Origin of the sequence: Enterococcus diestrammenae, assembly GCF_049384045.1 — a bacterium.
Taxonomy (GTDB): Bacteria; Bacillota; Bacilli; order Lactobacillales; family Enterococcaceae; genus Enterococcus_C; species Enterococcus_C diestrammenae.
The window spans coordinates 110,704-128,002 of record NZ_JBMRGR010000005.1 but is presented as its reverse complement, the minus strand read 5'-3'; the positions used below and the strand labels follow the sequence as shown (position 1 = coordinate 128,002).

At 42.7% G+C, this 17,299-nt stretch carries 16 protein-coding genes; 5 read left to right on the top strand and 11 right to left on the bottom strand.

What is annotated here, in order from left to right:
* Positions 1-148: 148 nt before the first annotated feature.
* Entirely contained in the window at positions 149-925 is a 777-nt protein-coding gene (locus tag ACO03U_RS05465; RefSeq protein WP_423104411.1) for an inositol monophosphatase family protein, read from the bottom strand.
* The gene (locus tag ACO03U_RS05460; RefSeq protein WP_204686677.1) at positions 922-1,230 is read right to left on the bottom strand and encodes a UPF0223 family protein; all 309 of its coding nucleotides are present in this window, start codon (positions 1,228-1,230) and stop codon (positions 922-924) included. Before ACO03U_RS05460 ends, ACO03U_RS05465 begins: the two co-directional genes overlap by 4 nt.
* A 162-nt stretch (positions 1,231-1,392) precedes the next feature.
* Here ACO03U_RS05460 and ACO03U_RS05455 point away from each other — a divergent pair, with 162 nt between their 5' ends.
* Positions 1,393-1,926 carry an NUDIX hydrolase gene (locus tag ACO03U_RS05455; RefSeq protein WP_204686676.1) on the top strand — a complete coding sequence of 178 codons (534 nt, stop codon included), beginning with the start codon at positions 1,393-1,395 and terminating at the stop codon, positions 1,924-1,926.
* Positions 1,927-1,989: 63 nt separating this feature from the next.
* On the opposite strand, the gene lpdA is transcribed toward ACO03U_RS05455, so the two are convergent.
* Genes lpdA through pdhA form a run of 4 tightly spaced genes read right to left on the bottom strand, consistent with a single transcriptional unit; the run spans position 1,990 to position 7,144 of the window.
* Positions 1,990-3,396 (bottom strand): dihydrolipoyl dehydrogenase, encoded by a 1,407-nt coding sequence (lpdA, locus tag ACO03U_RS05450; protein WP_204686675.1) that lies wholly within the window; start codon positions 3,394-3,396, stop codon positions 1,990-1,992.
* A 7-nt stretch (positions 3,397-3,403) separates the two neighbouring features.
* Positions 3,404-5,035: a dihydrolipoyllysine-residue acetyltransferase gene (locus ACO03U_RS05445; protein ID WP_204686674.1), complete on the bottom strand. Its 1,632-nt coding sequence runs from the start codon at positions 5,033-5,035 to the stop codon at positions 3,404-3,406.
* 25 nt (positions 5,036-5,060) lie between these two features.
* Positions 5,061-6,038, bottom strand: a complete 978-nt coding sequence (locus tag ACO03U_RS05440; protein ID WP_161868734.1) for an alpha-ketoacid dehydrogenase subunit beta — start codon at positions 6,036-6,038, stop codon at positions 5,061-5,063.
* A 2-nt stretch (positions 6,039-6,040) separates the two neighbouring features.
* The gene (pdhA, locus tag ACO03U_RS05435) at positions 6,041-7,144 is read right to left on the bottom strand and encodes a pyruvate dehydrogenase (acetyl-transferring) E1 component subunit alpha (protein ID WP_161868735.1); all 1,104 of its coding nucleotides are present in this window, start codon (positions 7,142-7,144) and stop codon (positions 6,041-6,043) included.
* A 631-nt stretch (positions 7,145-7,775) separates the two neighbouring features.
* Between pdhA and ACO03U_RS05430 the strand changes: the two genes are divergently transcribed.
* Entirely contained in the window at positions 7,776-9,278 is a 1,503-nt protein-coding gene (locus ACO03U_RS05430) for an AcpB/EbpR/MafR family transcriptional regulator (RefSeq protein WP_204686673.1), read from the top strand.
* Positions 9,279-9,355: 77 nt separating this feature from the next.
* Here the strand turns inward: ACO03U_RS05430 and guaC are convergent, their stop codons facing one another.
* The 3 genes from guaC to ACO03U_RS05415 form a co-directional block, all read right to left on the bottom strand.
* Positions 9,356-10,333 (bottom strand): GMP reductase, encoded by a 978-nt coding sequence (gene guaC / locus ACO03U_RS05425; protein WP_202625810.1) that lies wholly within the window; start codon positions 10,331-10,333, stop codon positions 9,356-9,358.
* A gap of 181 nt (positions 10,334-10,514) precedes the next feature.
* On the bottom strand, positions 10,515-11,429 hold the full coding sequence (locus tag ACO03U_RS05420; protein ID WP_204686672.1) for an aldo/keto reductase: 915 nt from the start codon (positions 11,427-11,429) through the stop codon (positions 10,515-10,517).
* Positions 11,426-11,659 (bottom strand): hypothetical protein, encoded by a 234-nt coding sequence (locus tag ACO03U_RS05415; protein ID WP_204686671.1) that lies wholly within the window; start codon positions 11,657-11,659, stop codon positions 11,426-11,428. Before ACO03U_RS05415 ends, ACO03U_RS05420 begins: the two co-directional genes overlap by 4 nt.
* A gap of 156 nt (positions 11,660-11,815) precedes the next feature.
* Here ACO03U_RS05415 and ACO03U_RS05410 point away from each other — a divergent pair, with 156 nt between their 5' ends.
* The gene (locus ACO03U_RS05410) at positions 11,816-11,998 is read left to right on the top strand and encodes a tyrosine-type recombinase/integrase (protein ID WP_204686670.1); all 183 of its coding nucleotides are present in this window, start codon (positions 11,816-11,818) and stop codon (positions 11,996-11,998) included.
* A complete protein-coding gene (locus ACO03U_RS05405) occupies positions 11,995-12,732 on the top strand; it encodes a site-specific integrase (protein ID WP_204686669.1) in 738 nt (245 codons plus the stop codon). The genes ACO03U_RS05410 and ACO03U_RS05405 overlap by 4 nt, the downstream gene beginning before the upstream one ends.
* 88 nt (positions 12,733-12,820) lie before the next feature.
* Here the strand turns inward: ACO03U_RS05405 and lepA are convergent, their stop codons facing one another.
* Together lepA and fabZ are read right to left on the bottom strand one after the other, a co-directional pair.
* Positions 12,821-14,644, bottom strand: coding sequence for a translation elongation factor 4 (gene lepA / locus ACO03U_RS05400; protein WP_423104414.1), 1,824 nt, complete (start codon positions 14,642-14,644; stop codon positions 12,821-12,823).
* A gap of 594 nt (positions 14,645-15,238) precedes the next feature.
* Entirely contained in the window at positions 15,239-15,676 is a 438-nt protein-coding gene (gene fabZ, locus ACO03U_RS05395) for a 3-hydroxyacyl-ACP dehydratase FabZ (protein ID WP_161868872.1), read from the bottom strand.
* A gap of 370 nt (positions 15,677-16,046) precedes the next feature.
* Between fabZ and ACO03U_RS05390 the strand changes: the two genes are divergently transcribed.
* Positions 16,047-17,267: a GNAT family N-acetyltransferase gene (locus ACO03U_RS05390; RefSeq protein WP_204686667.1), complete on the top strand. Its 1,221-nt coding sequence runs from the start codon at positions 16,047-16,049 to the stop codon at positions 17,265-17,267.
* Positions 17,268-17,299 lie beyond the last annotated feature (32 nt).

The following is a 17,299-nucleotide window of genomic DNA, read 5'->3' as shown; positions in this document are numbered from 1 at the left end:
AATATAGTGAAAATGTTTCATTTCTTTCAATTACAAGCATTCTTAAAGAAATTTCCACTATTTCCATCCAAAATCCCTGAAATATGATGCCATTTGTCAACAGCTAGTTCATTGAAAATGACAACAGCCAATCATTTCCATCAAAGTTTCACGAATTTGCCAGTTGCAAACATGCCTCATATGCTGCGACGGTCCCTGCTAAAAAGACTTCTCGATCAGCTAACTGCAACTTCGCCCCTGTAATATTGGACATTTTTAATCCCAGAGCTTCGATCAATACCCCTCCAGGAGCGTAATCCCAAGGTGCTAGACGTGAGATGTAGGCCACTCGTCGTCCCATCGCCAAGTTGATTAGTTCATAGCCTGCACACCCTGACATCCGGACTCCCATGGCGATTTCACCAATCGCTTGTACATGGTAATCATCCTTTCGATACATCACATGGTTCAGCCCGACTAACCCTTGGTCGAGGGACTTGTTTTCCGGTGGACTCACTGGCTCGCCATTGCAGTAGACCCCATACGCCGGGCCGCCATACAAGAATTCATCTTTCATCACATCATAAACGAATCCGAGCTTACCAATGCCATCTTCGTACAGCGCCATCATAATACAAAAATTTTCTGCTTCTAACACAAAATTCATCGTGCCATCAATGGGATCAATAATAAATACGCGACCAGATAAATCAGCCAAATGATCCTTTCCATTTTCTTCTCCCATAATTTTTGCAGTAGGATCAAAAGCTAGTATTTTTTTGCTCAAAAAATCTTGCGTGTCTTTATCCATATCCGTCACAAGATCGGTGCGATTGCTTTTAGTTTCTATTTCTAGCTGCTCATTTTTTAAACTCATTTTAATTCGTTCAGCTGCTGCATAAATCCAGCCTTTCATTTCTTCAACCATTTGCTTCGTCTCTGTCATTTTTTCTTCCTCTCTTTTTGCATCTTTTTCGAATCGGCCAGACTAAAGCGTCCCCGCCCTTGGGCTTTTGCTGCTTGTAAGCCACAATACAAGGAATATCCTGACAACTTTTCAAATTCTCGTCCCAGGCGCCGTTCTTCACCGATGCTGGGGACAACTTTTTTGAAAGCTTTGTAGGCCTCCATAAAAGAAGCCACGGCAACTCCTTCTTCATATGCTTGTTCCAAGACGGCCCACATCCCCATCACAGCTACCATCTCGTCGGTAGTCCAATCCAAATCTAGTGGATATTGATAATCCCGCATATCTTCACCTCAACCTTGCTTGTGTCAATCAATGATGGCATCAAATTGTCTTCCCAACCATCATTGACAGCATTCTTCCCCAGTGTAACACAACTGCCAAGTATCCGAAAACTCCGCAAGCATGTTACACTTAAAGAAAATTTTTAGGTAGGTGACGGAAAGATGGAAACTTGGGACCTTTACGATGACCAACGTCAACTCACAGGAAGGCTCCGGAATCGGGACTCAACAACACCTTGGCCGATGGAACACTTTCACTTAGTAGCCAAAATCGCCCTCTTCTCGGACAATGGGAGTTTACTCATTCAACAGCGAACTTCCACCAAAAGCGGTTGGCCCAATTACTGGGATCTATCAGCTGGAGGTAGTGTCTTAGCCGGTGAAACTTCTTGGCAAGGAGCCAAGAGAGAGTGCTATGAAGAATTGGGCCTTTTGCTGCCTCAGACTCCGCGACAGCCACAACTCACCATTACTAGTGGACAAGCCTATAATGATTTTTATATTCTCAAAACTGACTTTGATCAGCTATCAGAGCTCACCTTACAAAAGACTGAAGTGCAACAAATCCGTTGGGCAACCTTTGAAGAAGTAAAACAATTGGTGGCAGCGGGCTGTTTTATCCCCTATCCTGACTCGCTACTTTCAATAATGTTCGAAATTGGTCAAAACCCCAACGCACTATGGGTTTTTGGCTAACCAATCAAAAACGCAGCATTTCGCCACGAACCCGTGACAAAAATGCTGCGTCTACTCATTTGCTTAAATATGAATTGGTAAGCCTAGAGCCAATTCTGCCGTATCCATGGTAATTTCACCTAAAGATGGATGTGGGTGAATCGTCAAGGCGATATCTTCCGCGTTCATCCCGGATTCAACGGCTAGCGCTAATTCCGAAATCATGTCAGAAGCACCAACGCCAGCGATTTGCGCACCTAAGATGACATGGTCTTCAACAGTAGTTACCAAACGCAAGAAGCCTTCCGTTTTATCCAGGGAAATCGCCCGGCCATTACCAGAAAATGGGAATTTGAAGGCTTTGGCATCGTAGCCTTTTTCCTTCGCTTCAGCAATCGTCAAACCAACCGAGGCCAATTCTGGATCGGTAAAGGCTACAGCGGGCATCGCTTTATAGTCCACTGCCACTTTCTTCCCAGAAATTGCTTCAGCGGCGATTTTAGCTTCGTAGCTTGCTTTATGGGCTAACGCAGCACCGGCGACGATATCCCCAATAGCAAAGATGTTTTTCACGTTGGTCCGTCCTTGAGCATCCACCGGAATGAGTCCTCGTTCACCGATTTCGACTCCTGCTTGTTCCAAACCTAAATCGTCGGTATTTGCGCGACGACCAACAGTCACCATGACGTAATCAGCAACAACCGATTGTTCTTTGCCGTCTACTTCGTATTTGACTGTGACACTGTCCCCATTATCGATGGCTTCTTTGGCCATGGCATTCGTCACCACAGTCATCCCTTTTTTCTTAAAGTCATCTTCTACCAGTTTCACCATATCTTTTTCATAAGTTGGCAAAATTTGTGGAGAACCTTCCAGGATTGTGACTTCAGAGCCAAGGTTCGCATAGGCACCACCGAGTTCGGCACCAATGACGCCACCACCGATGATTACGAATTTTTTCGGTACTTCTTTTAAGTTCAATCCACCAGTGGAATCCAACACGCGACCGGCAAACTTGAACCCTTTAATCTCAATTGGACGAGAACCCGTTGCCACAATCGCATTGTTAAAGGAATAAGTTTGAGCTGAATCCGGGTGCATCACTCGCAACGTATGATCATCAACGAAGAAGGCTTCCCCCATCAAAATTTCAATTTTATGTTTTTTCAAGAGAAATTCGACACCGCTAGTCAATTTATGAACGACCGTGTTGTCTTTCCAGTCTTGAGTTTTAGCAAAATCCAATTGCACATCTTCCGCTGAGACGCCAAAAACAGTAGAATCTTTTGACTCTTGCAAATGGTGACCTGCTGCGATCAAGGCTTTTGATGGAATACAACCGACGTTTAAACAAACCCCGCCGATAAATTCTCGTTCAATAATGGCCACTTTTTGACCCATTTCAGCAGCCCGGATGGCGGCTACATAGCCACCAGGTCCGGCACCGATTACGACTGTATCTAATTCGATAGCAAAATCTCCAACTACCATTGTTTTATCATCCTTCCATCAACATCAATTCAGGATCTGCTAACAGACGTTTGATGTTGTTCATCGCTTTTTGTGCTGTTGCGCCATCGACAATCCGGTGGTCAAAACTTAGAGACAGCTTCATCACACGACCGACTACGATTTCCCCTTCCCCATTGACTATCGGTTGTTGGGCAATCGTCCCCACACCTAAAATAGCCACTTCTGGGTAGTTGATAACTGGGGTGAAGAAGCCTCCACCAACAGAACCGATATTCGAAATAGTGATGGTGCCGTTGCGCATATCTTCAGCTGATAACTTGCCATCATGAGCCAAAGCAGCTTTTTCATTGATTTCATCAGCGATAGCAAACAAGCCCTTGGTATCGGCATTTTTCACATTTGGTACATACAACCCATGATCCGTATCAGTAGCGATACCGATGTTGTAGTAGTGTTTATAAACGATTTCTTGATTGGCATCATCGATTGAGGCATTCAAGATAGGGTATTTCTTGACTGTTGCGGTCAATGCTCGAACTACATATGGCAAGAAAGTTAACTTGGTATTTTGAGCGGCCGCCACTTCTTTGAACCGTTTGCGGTTGTCCCAGAGTTTAGAAACTTCCACTTCGTCATGCAAAGTCACATGAGGAGCGGTGTGTTTGCTATTGACCATCGCTTTGGCAATCGCCTTACGAGTTGGCGTCAATTTTTCACGGGTTTCCATTTCACCCATATTTGAAGTAAAGGCTTTTGGTGCAGCAGCTTTTGTTTCTGCTTGTGGTGCTGCTTCTGCTGTAGTTGTAGCTTCAGGAGCAGCTGCAGTAGCTGGAGCAGGCTGGCTCCCACCGGTAGCTAAGAAGTTATCGATATCTTCTTTGACTACCCGGCCACCTTTACCGGTTGCTGAAACTTGTGTGATATCCACGTCTTTTTCCCGTGCATATTGACGAACGGATGGCATAGCTAAGACCTGTTTATTCGGATCTTTGGCAGTGACCACCGACGTTTCGGCTGGTGTAGTTGCCGGTTGTTCTTTTGTGACAGGTTCGTTAGCTGCTGGTTGAGTTGGGGCAGCTGCTGGACCGTTGTGCCCGGGAGCGTCGATTTCGACTAAAACATCCCCTACGTTAGCCACTGTTCCTTCTGGGACGAGGACGTTTTTGACAGTCCCAGTCACAGGTGAAGGAATTTCTTCGACGGATTTGTCATTTTGAACTTCCAGCAACGTATCATCTTCATTGATGGTATCGCCTGCTTTGACAAACCACTTGACGATTTCACCTTCTGCGATACCTTCACCGATATCCGGTAGTTTAAATTGATAAACGCCACCGTCAGAAGCCGCTGGTGCTGCTTCCTTAGTTTCAGCAGGTGCCGCATCCGCTTGACTAGGGGCAGCGTCATTGCCTTCAAAACCGGGAGCGTCGATTTCGACTAAAATATCTCCCACATTTGCGACAGTTCCTTCTGGGACCAGGACATTTTTGACAGTCCCAGTCACAGGTGAAGGAATTTCTTCGACGGATTTATCATTTTGGACTTCTAGTAAAGTGTCGTCTTCTTTGATGGTATCGCCAGCTTTGACAAACCACTTGACGATTTCACCTTCCGCGATACCTTCACCGATATCAGGTAATTTAAATTGATAAGCCATTGTTCTACTTCCCTTCTACTTTCCCTTAAAAGTTCATGATTTCTTTGACTTTTGCTTCGATATCAGCCGCATTTGGCAACCAAATGTTTTCAGCTTGTCCAAATGGGAAAATGGTATCCGGTGCAGATACTCGTCCAATCGGTGCTTGTAGTGACAAAATTGCTCGTTCAGAAATTTCGGAAACTACTTGAGCGCCAACTCCTGCTTGTTTTTGGGCTTCTTGAACAACAACGACCCGACCTGTTTTTTCTACAGAAGCGATAATCGTATTGATGTCTAATGGGGCAACCGTACGCAAATCGATAATTTCCACATCAATGTTTTCTTTTGCCAGATTATCAGCCGCTTTGATCGCTTCACGGACCATCGCGCCATACGTGATAATCGATACATCTTTCCCTTCTCGGGTCACGGCTGCTTTATCCAAAGGTACTTCATAGGCTTCATCCGGCACTTCTTCCCGGAAAGAGCGATAAAGTTTCATATGTTCCAAAAAGACTACTGGATCATTACTACGAATCGAAGAAATCAATAATCCTTTGGCATCGTAAGGGTTAGATGGAATTACTACTCGGATACCAGGAGATTGAGCAATCAACCCTTCCAAGTTATCTGAGTGAAGTTCTGGTGTATGCACCCCACCGCCAAAAGGTGAGCGAATCGTAATTGGCAGATTACGGGTACCACTCATCCGGTAACGGGTCCGAGCCATTTGACCAACGATTTCGTCCATTACTTCAAAGACGAAACCGAAGAACTGAATTTCAGGTACCGGACGATAGCCTTCCAAAGCCAAACCAAAAGCCAAACCACCAATACCAGATTCAGCTAGCGGTGTATCAAACACGCGCTCTTCGCCAAATTTTTCTTGTAAACCTTCTGTTGCCCGGAAAACCCCGCCGTTTTTACCGACGTCTTCCCCGAATACCAAAATATTTTCATCTCGTTTTAACTCTAAAGCCATCGCATCAGTGATAGCTTGGATCATTGTTTTTTGCGCCATGATTATTTCGACTCCTTCGCTTCATAAAATGCAATTTGTTCGCGAATGTTTTGCGGTTGCACTTCAAACATATTTTTCAAAAAGTCGGATACTTTTTGCTTCGGCACGCGATCGGCTTCCGCAATTGCCCCTTTAATTTCTTCTTTAGTCGCTTCGATAACTTCTTCTTCTTTTGCTTCAGACCAAAGACCTTTATCTGTCAAATATTTACGCATCCGAATCAATGGATCTTTTTGTTGCCATTCATTATCTAAGTCTTTTGAACGGTAACGGGTTGGATCGTCCCCTGATAACGTGTGAGGACCATACCGATACGTCAAGGTTTCGATTAACACTGGACCATTTCCGTTAGCAGCCCATTCCCGTGCTGCTTTTGAAACAGTATACATAGCCAAAGCATCCATCCCATCGACTTGGATACCTGGAATACCAGCTGCTGCAGCTTTTTGAGCAAGAGTCTTAGCGGCAGTTTGTTTTTCACGAGGAGTAGAAATTGCAAAGCCATTATTTTGAATGTAGAAGACAGCATTTGCCTTATAAGCGCCGGCAAAGTTCATTGCTTCATAAAAGTCCCCCTGAGATGAACCACCATCACCGGTATAAACAAAAGCAACATTTTTGCTATTGCGTTTTTTCAAACCTAGGGCCACTCCGGCAGCTTGCACATATTGCGCACCGATAATGATTTGTGGTGGCATTGCATGGAGATCTTCAGGATATAGGTTACCGGCAGCATGTCCGCGAGACCAAAGAAAAGCTTCTTTTAATGGCAGACCATGTTGAACCAATTGTGGTACATCCCGATAGCCTGGAAATAGACGGTCTTCTTTTTCAAAAGCAAAATGACTTGCCAATTGGCTGGCTTCTTGACCAGCTGTTGGCGCATAAAAACCTAGACGTCCTTGTCGGTTCAAAGCGGTTGAACGTTGATCTAATACCCGAGACCAAACCATTTGTCGCATCAATTCAACTAATTGATCATCTGTTAAGTCTGGCACCAAATCCTCATTCACAACTTTGCCATCTTTGTCTAGCGCCTGATAGGTTGGGAAGTCGGCGTTGACTTCATCCAACAGCTTATTAAAATCGATTACTTCTTTAGCCATGTATCACACTTTCCTCTCTGGTTATCTTTCGGCGATTGTAACAGCGTTATTTTCTGTACTATTACCAAAAACATCTTACATCCTTAAATTATCATTTCTTTAAATTTATGACAAGCAGATTGCTCACAGAAGGCACAGAAAAATCCCTGTCGTATAAGGAATCAGCGAAAAAGCGATTGTGAAATTCGTCACGAACAAGGAGCTAACCTCGAAAAAACGAGTAAAAACTTATCCTATCAAGGTTCTTATAATACAGACTTTTTCACTATACCAATTAAAACTTTTTGTAACCCCTTCAAAAAGTTTTCCAATAATTATTTTTTGTCCCACGAATACAAGACGCTTCGGCTAGACTCGCCTATCTAGCTAGGCCACTACCGAAAACATATCAAAAAAATTAAATAATGTAGTCCCCATACATGCTAATAGGACTCAACCTTTAGTTGCTTGTACGTTTTCAGAACATCTCTGCTTACCAATAAGATGCCCTCCTATCACCGACAGTAACTTCTGATTTTCAAAAAGAGTTTTCCTTTTGCGCTTTCTATGGCATAATACGAAAGCAAAATAGTTGCTTACCTCTCTTTATGGCGCTGCCGTTCGTAACAGACTTACATAGGAAGGAATTTTTATGGATTTACTATCAATTTTACCTAAAAAAACTCAACGACTTTATGCCATCATGGCCTATTTATACTTTCAAGGCCCGACTGTCGATGAGCAAAAAATGGCTCAGAATATTGGAACGACACTAGGGCAACTCACCCTTGACCTTCAAGAGCTCACCCTCTTATTTCCTGAAATCAAGTTTTCGGCAGATAAAGCGAAAAATCAACAAAAAATCGCCAGTCCTCTTGGCTTTGACAGTATTTCTAGCCGCCTGATTGCTGGCACGATGGAAGTTCGCTTGTTGCCCTTGCTATTATTTGAAAAACATGACACCCAAACCCAGTTGGCTGATGCCCTCTATATCAGCACCTCTAATTGCAATCGTTTAATTTTTAAACTGGAGGCTTTCTTTCGAGTTCAAAATATCAAAATAAAGACCCGGCCAATGCGTTTAGAAGGTGATGAACTGGCGATTCGCAATTTCTATTGTCACTTTCTCCGAGAAATCCGCCCTTCTCAAGAAAGCAGCTTTTTATCGACGGAACAAGAAGTGGCCATGGAAAGATTTCTCTATGATTACTTTCGCCACAATCAAGCTGAGGAAAGTTACGGTCTCCGCAATAAACTCTTTCGTTCTCTTTTCGTCGCCTATATCCGGCAAAAAAATCAACATTTTTTAAAACAGGAACATTGGCAACACCCCTATTTGAAAGATCCCCAAGTTACCCATCCTTATCAAGTCGCTCACCTAACCAGCCAACTCAAACTAAACGATCCACAAGGGATACGATTACCAGACTTGATGTGGTTAACTTATGGCAACTTCCAACTTGTCAATCAAGGTCATCTTGCCAGTGTCCTAGCAAAGGATTGCGATTTAACAAATTTGTCTTGCTTTATCGAAAACTATTTACAAGACGTCGCCACAGAATTTGCTCTACAATTACCACATTCGCAAAAAGTAGTAGTTTATTATCGCTTTCTCCAAGATAACCTCGAGTTGCGTCCTCAGATTACTCCAGTTGTTTTGGCTCACCGACCAATCGATAGTTTTTTGGATAAAGCCCAGAATTATTACCCTGATAGCACACAAAAAATCACCGAATTTATCACGGATTATTGTCAAAAGTCTGAGGACAAACCTTCGAGAACTTTTGAAAAGCGCCTACTCTACTTAACTTTGAATGAACTTCCCGAAACGGTCTTTGGTCCCGAAGAACTCAACATTCTCTTGATGAGTAACCTTGATCCTAGCCATACTCAAAAAATGAAGGAGACACTCCAAACTCATTTTGGTCGCAAAGCCCATTTTTCTACGATTCCAGCTTTGTTTTCCGAGGAAGAAATGATGTTTGATTATTTTTCAAAGTATGATCTAATTATTTCGACCTTTACAGTAGCGCAACATTTCGATCATTACCCGCTTTTTTTGATGGAACCATTCATCACCTTCCCGGATCTTGAACGCCTTCATCGTAAAATCCAAGAACTGATCCACCAAAAGAGAGGGACTTACCCCAGCTAGCAATCGATTAACAAATAAAAAAACATGACATCCTCCATCAATTGCAGAGATGTCATGCTTTTTATTAAAAAATACCCTTAAATCGTATCACCATTAAAAATGGAGTTCTTCACAATTACATAATCCACTTTGCGAATAGCTTCCAAATCTTTACCCCCTGCGTAGGAAATGGCCGATTGCAAATCTTGTTGCATTTCCACCAAGGTGTCTTTCAATGAGCCTTTATAAGGAATCCAGATCTTTTTACCTTCGACATTTTTCTTTTCGCCTTTTTGAAATTCAGAGGCAGACCCAAAGTACTCTTTGTAAACGACGCCGTTTTCAACTTTGGTTTCCCCTGGGGATTCTTCATGACCGGCAAATAAGGAACCAATCATCACCATCGTTGCTCCAAAACGGACAGATTTAGCAATGTCCCCATGGGTGCGAATACCACCATCGGCGATAATCGGTTTGCGAGCTGCTTTCGCACACCAACGAACCGCAGCCAATTGCCAGCCACCTGTACCAAAACCAGTCTTAATCTTGGTGATGCAAACCTTCCCAGGCCCAATACCGACTTTCGTTGCATCAGCGCCAGCATTTTCCAACTCTCGCACTGCTTCGGGTGTACCAACATTGCCGGCAATTACGAAAGTCTCCGGTAATTGCTTTTTGATATGTTGAATCATCTCAATAACACTATTGGCATGCCCATGAGCAATATCAATAGTTATATAATCCGGCACTAGTCCTTGTTCTGCCAACTCATCGACAAACAAATATTCAGCAGGCTTAACACCCACACTGATGGAGCTGATCAATCCTCGTTTTTTCATCCGTTTAACAAAAGGAATTCGATTTTCCTCATTAAAGCGGTGCATAATATAGAAGTAATTATTTTCGGCTAAAAATTCAGCAATATTTTCATCGATAATCGTCTGCATATTCGCAGGTACCACAGGCATTTTGAAACTGTGCTTGCCAAGGGTAACTGTGGTATCACATTGGGAACGGCTGGTCACGATGCATTTGTTCGGGATTAACTGAATATCTTCATAATCAAAAACTTTCATATCAAACATATTGTCCATCCTCCATGGTCCTTTACATTTGGGATAACAGCGGTGATATCCGTCGCTAGCGCCCATAGTACTTTAGCGCAGAACAGTCGAGAAAGCAAGCTATTTCCATAAGTTATCGCAAAACAAAAAAAGAACGTTCGCGATTTACGAACATTCTTCTTTTGTTTTAAATTTAAGGTAAAATATTACCGGCTGCCAGATAGATGCTATACCAGTCTTCTCGACTTAATTGAATATCCGAGGCTTTTGCAATTTCTTCGATCCGACTAGGTGTCATCGTACCGGCAATTACTTGCATATTCGCCGGGTGGCGCAAAATCCAAGCTGAGGCAATACCTGTCGGGGTTGTTCCATACTTTTCTGCCATTTCAGATAGTTTCAAGTTTAACTCAGGGAATTTTTCATTGCCGATAAAGACCCCTTCGAAAAAGCCGTATTGGTATGGTGACCAAGCTTGGATCGTCATATCGTTCAGCCGGGAAAACTCAAGAATCCCATCATCATGATCAAAACTTGCTTCATCGGTCATATTTACATGGAGACCGAAATCCACCATCCCTGTGTGCATAACACCAAACTGCAATTGATTAATAATCAGCGGTTGGCGAACATATTTTTGGAGTAGTTGGATTTGGCGTGAATATTGGTTGCTGACACCAAAGTAGCGCACCTTGCCATCTGATTCCAATTGATCAAAAGCCGCCGCAACTTCCTCCGGTTCCATCAGTGTATCCGGACGATGCAGCAATAGACTATCCAAATATTCCACATTCAACCGTTTCAAAATGCCTTCAACAGATGAGATAATATGTTCTTTTGAAAAGTCGAACATCACTCCAGGAACAATTCCACATTTGGATTGTAGAAAGATTTCATCCCGCTGATAACCTGTTTCTTTAAACGCTTTCGCAAAAATTTCTTCGCACTTCCCACCACCGTAGATATCCGCATGATCAAAGAAATTAATCCCATTTGCCATCGCTGTATCAATCACTTTCACCGGATCGGCTGCTTCTGTAATTCGCATACAGCCCAAGATGACACTAGCTGCACCCACTTCATTGGGACCTAGATTCACTTGTTTCATATCATGTCCTCCTTAGCTTTCGTTTTTCCAGTTTTTCGTAAAAATCCACCACTTATTTTCACTAGCTCCATTGAAAAAAGTGACGGATTTCCTGCTATTAGTTTAGCACATTTATTGAAAACGTTAACGATAATTATATGAAATTCTGGAAAAGCTTCCAGCAGGACCCCTTCAACGCCTTTATCCCACGAATCTTGGCTAAAAATTATTTTGAAATCTCCTTGCGACAAAAGGGCTCTCGCTCCACAAACACGATATGAGCCTTGCTACCTTCACTAAATTTTCTAGTCTTTTCACTCCTGCCATTATGCTTCAATCATCACAACTAGCTGGTGAAGCGCTCTAGTACAGCAGGTGTACAAACTATTTGTAGCTATTTTCTATTAATGGTTAATCTCAAGCTAAACACTCAGAAGAATTATCGCGGTATTTTAGACAACCATATCTACCCTTACATTAAGGACTATCACTTAAAGTCAATCAAAGCTGGCACTATTCAAGATTTATTAAATCAAGAGTTTGAAAAGGATTTGCCAGACAAACTCTTGGAATTACTAAAGGCGTTTTGAACAAAGCATTCCAGATGGCTGTGTTCCCCTACCAGTTTCTAAAGCAAGACCCAACTCAATATGCGAAGGTCCCAACATACGATGAAAAAGAATGGCGGGATCGTGGGGATCTGAAAATAATCTCAATGGAAGACTTTAAAAAGCTGTCTACTGCTGTACAACCTAGTGACCCTTACTATCTCCCAATGATGATTAGTTTCCAGACAGGACTAAGACGCGCCGAAGTCTGCGGGTTGCAATGGAAGGACATCGATTTTGAACGCGGCACGTTGACAGTCGAACGTATCATGATCAACGATGGAAAAAAGATTGTCATTGGCACACCAAAAACAAAGTCTTCTTATCGTACGATACTGATTGGCAATACTCTTCTATCGATTCTCAAAAAGATGAAGCTGCGTCAAAAAGAGAATCGTGTTTCCTACGGCACAAGATACACAGATACAGATTTTGTTTGTGTCAAAGAAAACGGCAAACCAGTCACTCCAAACTCAATCAAGTGGTACACCGCTGTATTGAGAAAGAAAACAGGTGTTGATTTTAACTTCCATTCTTTTCGTCTTACGCACGCCACCATGCTTTTAGAACATGGAGCAAAGCCTAAAGAAATCCAAACAAGGTTGGGCCATTCGCGACTGTCTACCACTATGGACACCTACGCCCATGTGACTAAAAAAATGAAACAAGATACCGTGGATATTTTCGAGCAGATGATGCAATCAAACCAACTTTAATTTAACTAATTTTTCCCACATTGAAGTTTCGTGTGGGAAAAATGTGGGAAAATCAAAAAAACGGGTTCTGGGCATACGCCCAAAACCCTTATTTCTTCTTAGGTTCGTCCTCGTCCATTTTCAGAACGGCCATGAAGGCTTCCTGTGGCACTTCCACTGAACCGATTTGCTTCATGCGCTTTTTCCCCTCTTTTTGTTTCTCAAGAAGTTTGCGTTTTCGGGAAACATCCCCCCCGTAACATTTCGCCAAGACGTTTTTCCGCAAGGCTTTGATATCGGAGCGAGCGACGATTTTTTGTCCGATAGCAGCTTGAATTGGGACTTCGAATTGTTGACGGGGGATTAATTGTTTTAGTTTCTCCACGATCGCCTTGCCTCGCTCGTATGCGAAATCTCGGTGAACGATAAAGCTTAGAGCATCGACTTTTTCGGCGTTCAACAAGATATCCATCTTCACTAATTTGCTTGGCCGGTAGCCAGACATTTCGTAGTCAAAAGAAGCATAGCCTTTGGTGGAGGATTTCAGTTTGTCAAAGAAATCAAAGACGATTTCAGACAAAGGGATTTCATAAACCACATTAACCCGGTATTCATCCAAATAATCCATCGTGACAAAATCGCCACGTTTTCGTTGGGAAAGCTCCATAATTGCCCCCACATAATCGTTTGGCACCATGATTTGAGCTTTGACATAAGGTTCTTCCACGTCTTGGATCGTCACCGGATCAGGAAAATCAGCTGGATTGTCCACGACTGCCACACTGCCATCGGTCTTGTTAACATGATAAATAACAGATGGTGCAGTGGTAATCAATTCCAGATTGAATTCTCGCTCCAAGCGTTCTTGGACAACATCCATATGCAATAATCCTAAGAAACCACATCGGAAACCAAACCCTAAAGCTTGAGAGGTTTCTGGTTCAAATTGTAAGGCCGCATCGTTTAATTGCAGTTTTTCCAAGGCTTCCCGTAAATCATTGTAACGAGATGTATCGATTGGATATAACCCACAATAAACCATCGGATTCATTTTTCGATACCCAGGGAGTGCTTCTGTAGCTGGATTCTCGGCTAAAGTGACAGTATCCCCCACTCGCGTATCTGCTACGGTTTTGATAGCAGCAGTGATATAGCCAACATCCCCTACCATCAAATAATCCCGTTGAATAGCTTTTGGTGAAAAGACGCCCACTTCGGTCACTTCAAAGGTCTTCCCATTACTCATCAGCTGAATTTTATCGCCAGGACGCACGACACCATCCATCACTCGGATATTTAAGACAACCCCACGGTAACTATCATAAACAGAGTCAAAAATCAACGCTTTCAAAGGTGCTTCGAGATCGCCATCAGGAGCTGGAACATTGGTGGTGATTTGTTCCAAAATATCTTCAATCCCAATACCGGCTTTGGCGCTGGCGAGGACAGCTTCAGACGCATCAATACCGATAACATCCTCAATCTCTTGCCGAACACGTTCGGGATCGGCAGCCGGCAAATCGATTTTATTGATCACCGGTAAGATTTCTAAATCATTATCCAAGGCCAAATAAACATTAGCCAACGTTTGCGCTTCAATCCCTTGAGCCGCATCCACTACCAATACAGCACCTTCACAAGCCGCCAAACTTCGGGACACTTCGTAAGTGAAATCCACGTGTCCAGGCGTGTCAATCAAATGGAAAATATAGGTTTCCCCGTCTTTAGCTGTGTAATTTAATTCAATGGCATTTAACTTGATTGTAATGCCTCGTTCCCGCTCCAAATCCATGGAGTCCAACAGTTGATCTTGCATTTCCCGCTTGGTCACGGTATGCGTTTGTTCCAAAATCCGGTCCGCCAAGGTGGATTTTCCGTGATCGATATGAGCAATAATGGAAAAATTACGAATCCGTTCTTGCCGTTTTTGCATTTCTTGTAAGTTCAACTTGATTCCTCATTTCATATTCTTTCAAATGCCCCTCTGAGCCTGGTACCTTCAATTTCAAAAATGCCTCGCAGCATTTCACTACGGCTTTTGATAATTTACTCCAGCCTTCTCATTATACCAACGAAACTGAGGAATTTAAAGGAATTTTCCGTCAGCTATCAGAAAAGGGGGAAACCTTGCTTCTTGAGAGACCCTCATTATTGTGGTGTGATGGGTAATATCAACTAAAAACTGGTGACATTTGCTAGTCTAGCATAGTTTTTCTGCTTAGATGTAGCCTATGTACAAAAGCGTCTTCAGTTCTCGAACATCCTTAACACAACAAGAAGTGTAGTTTTCTTCCGTAAAAAACCCTGGTTTAGCAACACGGGCTGCTTTTATTTTGTTACTTATAACAGTATGATTCTTCATAAACTAGATGCTCATCGAGACTATGAAAGAGCTGACTTTCGTTACTATGATGGCTAGTGTTCCTGCTTTCTAGGTCTAGCTAATTCAAAGAGGAGTCGCCCTTAGATTTTTTCTAAAAGGCGACTCCTCGATTTTAGCAGTAACGACCGATGATTTCTTATTTTCTTAAGCTTCTTGATTAACGATAAAGGTGAATTCTGCTTCACAGACACAGTTTTCGCCAACGTAAGCCGCCGCATTGGCTGTTCCCACGGGGCCTTTTAGCTTGATTATTTCAAATTCACAGAAAAGTACATCTCCAGGGTAGACTTTCTCATGAAATTTGGCCCGGTTAATCCCACCGATATAAGCTCGTTTCCCCAGAAAGGCTGGTGATTTCAAAATTAAAACGGACCCGGCTTGCGCCAAGGTTTCTAAAATCAAGGTTCCCGGCATCTGAGGATCTTGAGGGAAATACCCTTGGAAAAAGTCTTCATTGAAGGTGATATTCTTTTTGGCGCGGATTTTTTTACCCGGCTCTAAGGACTCCACGGCATCAATATAATATATTGGAAAACGATTTGGGATTAAAGCCATAACCTCTTGTACGTTTAACTCGCTCATTAGATTTCCTCCTTTGTTGCTGAATAGATTCAGCTTACGGAGCCAAAAATAACACATCTCAATCAGTGAGCAAAGTTTTTTGCTTGTATCACAAGAGAAAATCTGGATCGTTGTCGCTGGTCATTTTCCCTTTGAGCCAAGCACACCCCTTTCATCAATAGACCAAGAATATGGACCAAGAACTCTCATCGCTAATTATCTTCCTTGACAAGAAATCTTTCCTGCTAAAAACGGAGTGATTCCTCTTCTTGATTTTTTAAGAGATGATTTCATTTGAATCCATCGAAAAAGTTTCTCTTAAGAATCAGACAAACATGAAGGAGCTGGAAACTTCTGCTATAATGAAAAAAAGTCTATTGGAGTTGAAAGTATGGAATCAGATTTCAGACAAGATCTAGAAATCCGCCCCTTGGGTCCCGAACACGTGCAACAATTTAATGAATTATTGGCTTATGTTTTTCAAATCACCGATGCGGACATTGAAGAAAGTGGCTATGATAGTAAAAAGGAAATGATCAAATCCAAACAACCAATCTTGGATTTGTCCAAGGTCTTTGGCTGGTTTCACCAGGATCAGTTAATCAGTCAGATTGCCATTTATCCTTGTGAAGTCAATATCCACGGAACTAGCTACAAAATGGGAGGGGTCACCGGAGTAGGTACCTATCCGGAATATGCTGGTCACGGTTTAATGCAAGAATTGATCCGGGTGGCTTTGAGTAATATGCGAGAAGATGAGCAGTGGATTAGTTATCTATATCCCTATAACATCCCCTACTATCGTCGCAAAGGCTGGGAAATTATGAGTGATAAACTCAGTTTCAAAATCCGCGACACCCAGTTGCCAAAACCTGTCACCGTCTCGGGAACGGTGGAACGTAAAGGAGTCACTGATGCCGATGTTTACACGGTTTATAATCAGTTTGCGGCTGCCAATCACGGTGCCTTAACCCGCTCAAGCTTTCACTGGGAAGAATACTGGCGTTATGAAAATGAAGAGGAACGGACTGCCGCGATTTACTATGATGCCCAAGGGAAGCCTCAAGGGGTACTCTTTTATTGGGTAGCCGAAGAAGTCTTTCATATTAAAGAGATGTTTTATTTAAATCAAGAGGCTAGAAATGGTCTCTGGAATTTCGTCTCCGCTCATTTTTCGATGGTCTATTGGGTCAAAGGGGATATATATAAAAATGAACCCTTAGCTTTCTTGTTGGAGGACAGTCAGATTAAAGAAACTATCGAGCCTTACTACATGGCCCGAATCGTGGATGTCGAGCAATTTTTGGCACAATTTCCCTTCACCGCTTTTGACCAGAGTTTTCATTTTCAGGTGACTGATCCAGTGGCTACTTGGAACAATGATAATTTCTCTCTCACTTGGTCGGCAAAAGACAATCGCGCCCTCGTCACCCGCGAAGCTTTGGGTGAAGCGGTCGTTCTTGATATCCAGACTTTAAGTTGTCTGTTGATGAATTATCGCAGAGCCTCTTATCTGGCTCGCATTGAACGCTTAACCACAGATGCTCAAACCTTGAAAACTTTGGAGCATATCATCCCCGATACCGAAGCTTATTTTAGCGATTATTTTTGATGAAAACGAAAAGAGAGGATTGGCAAATGCTG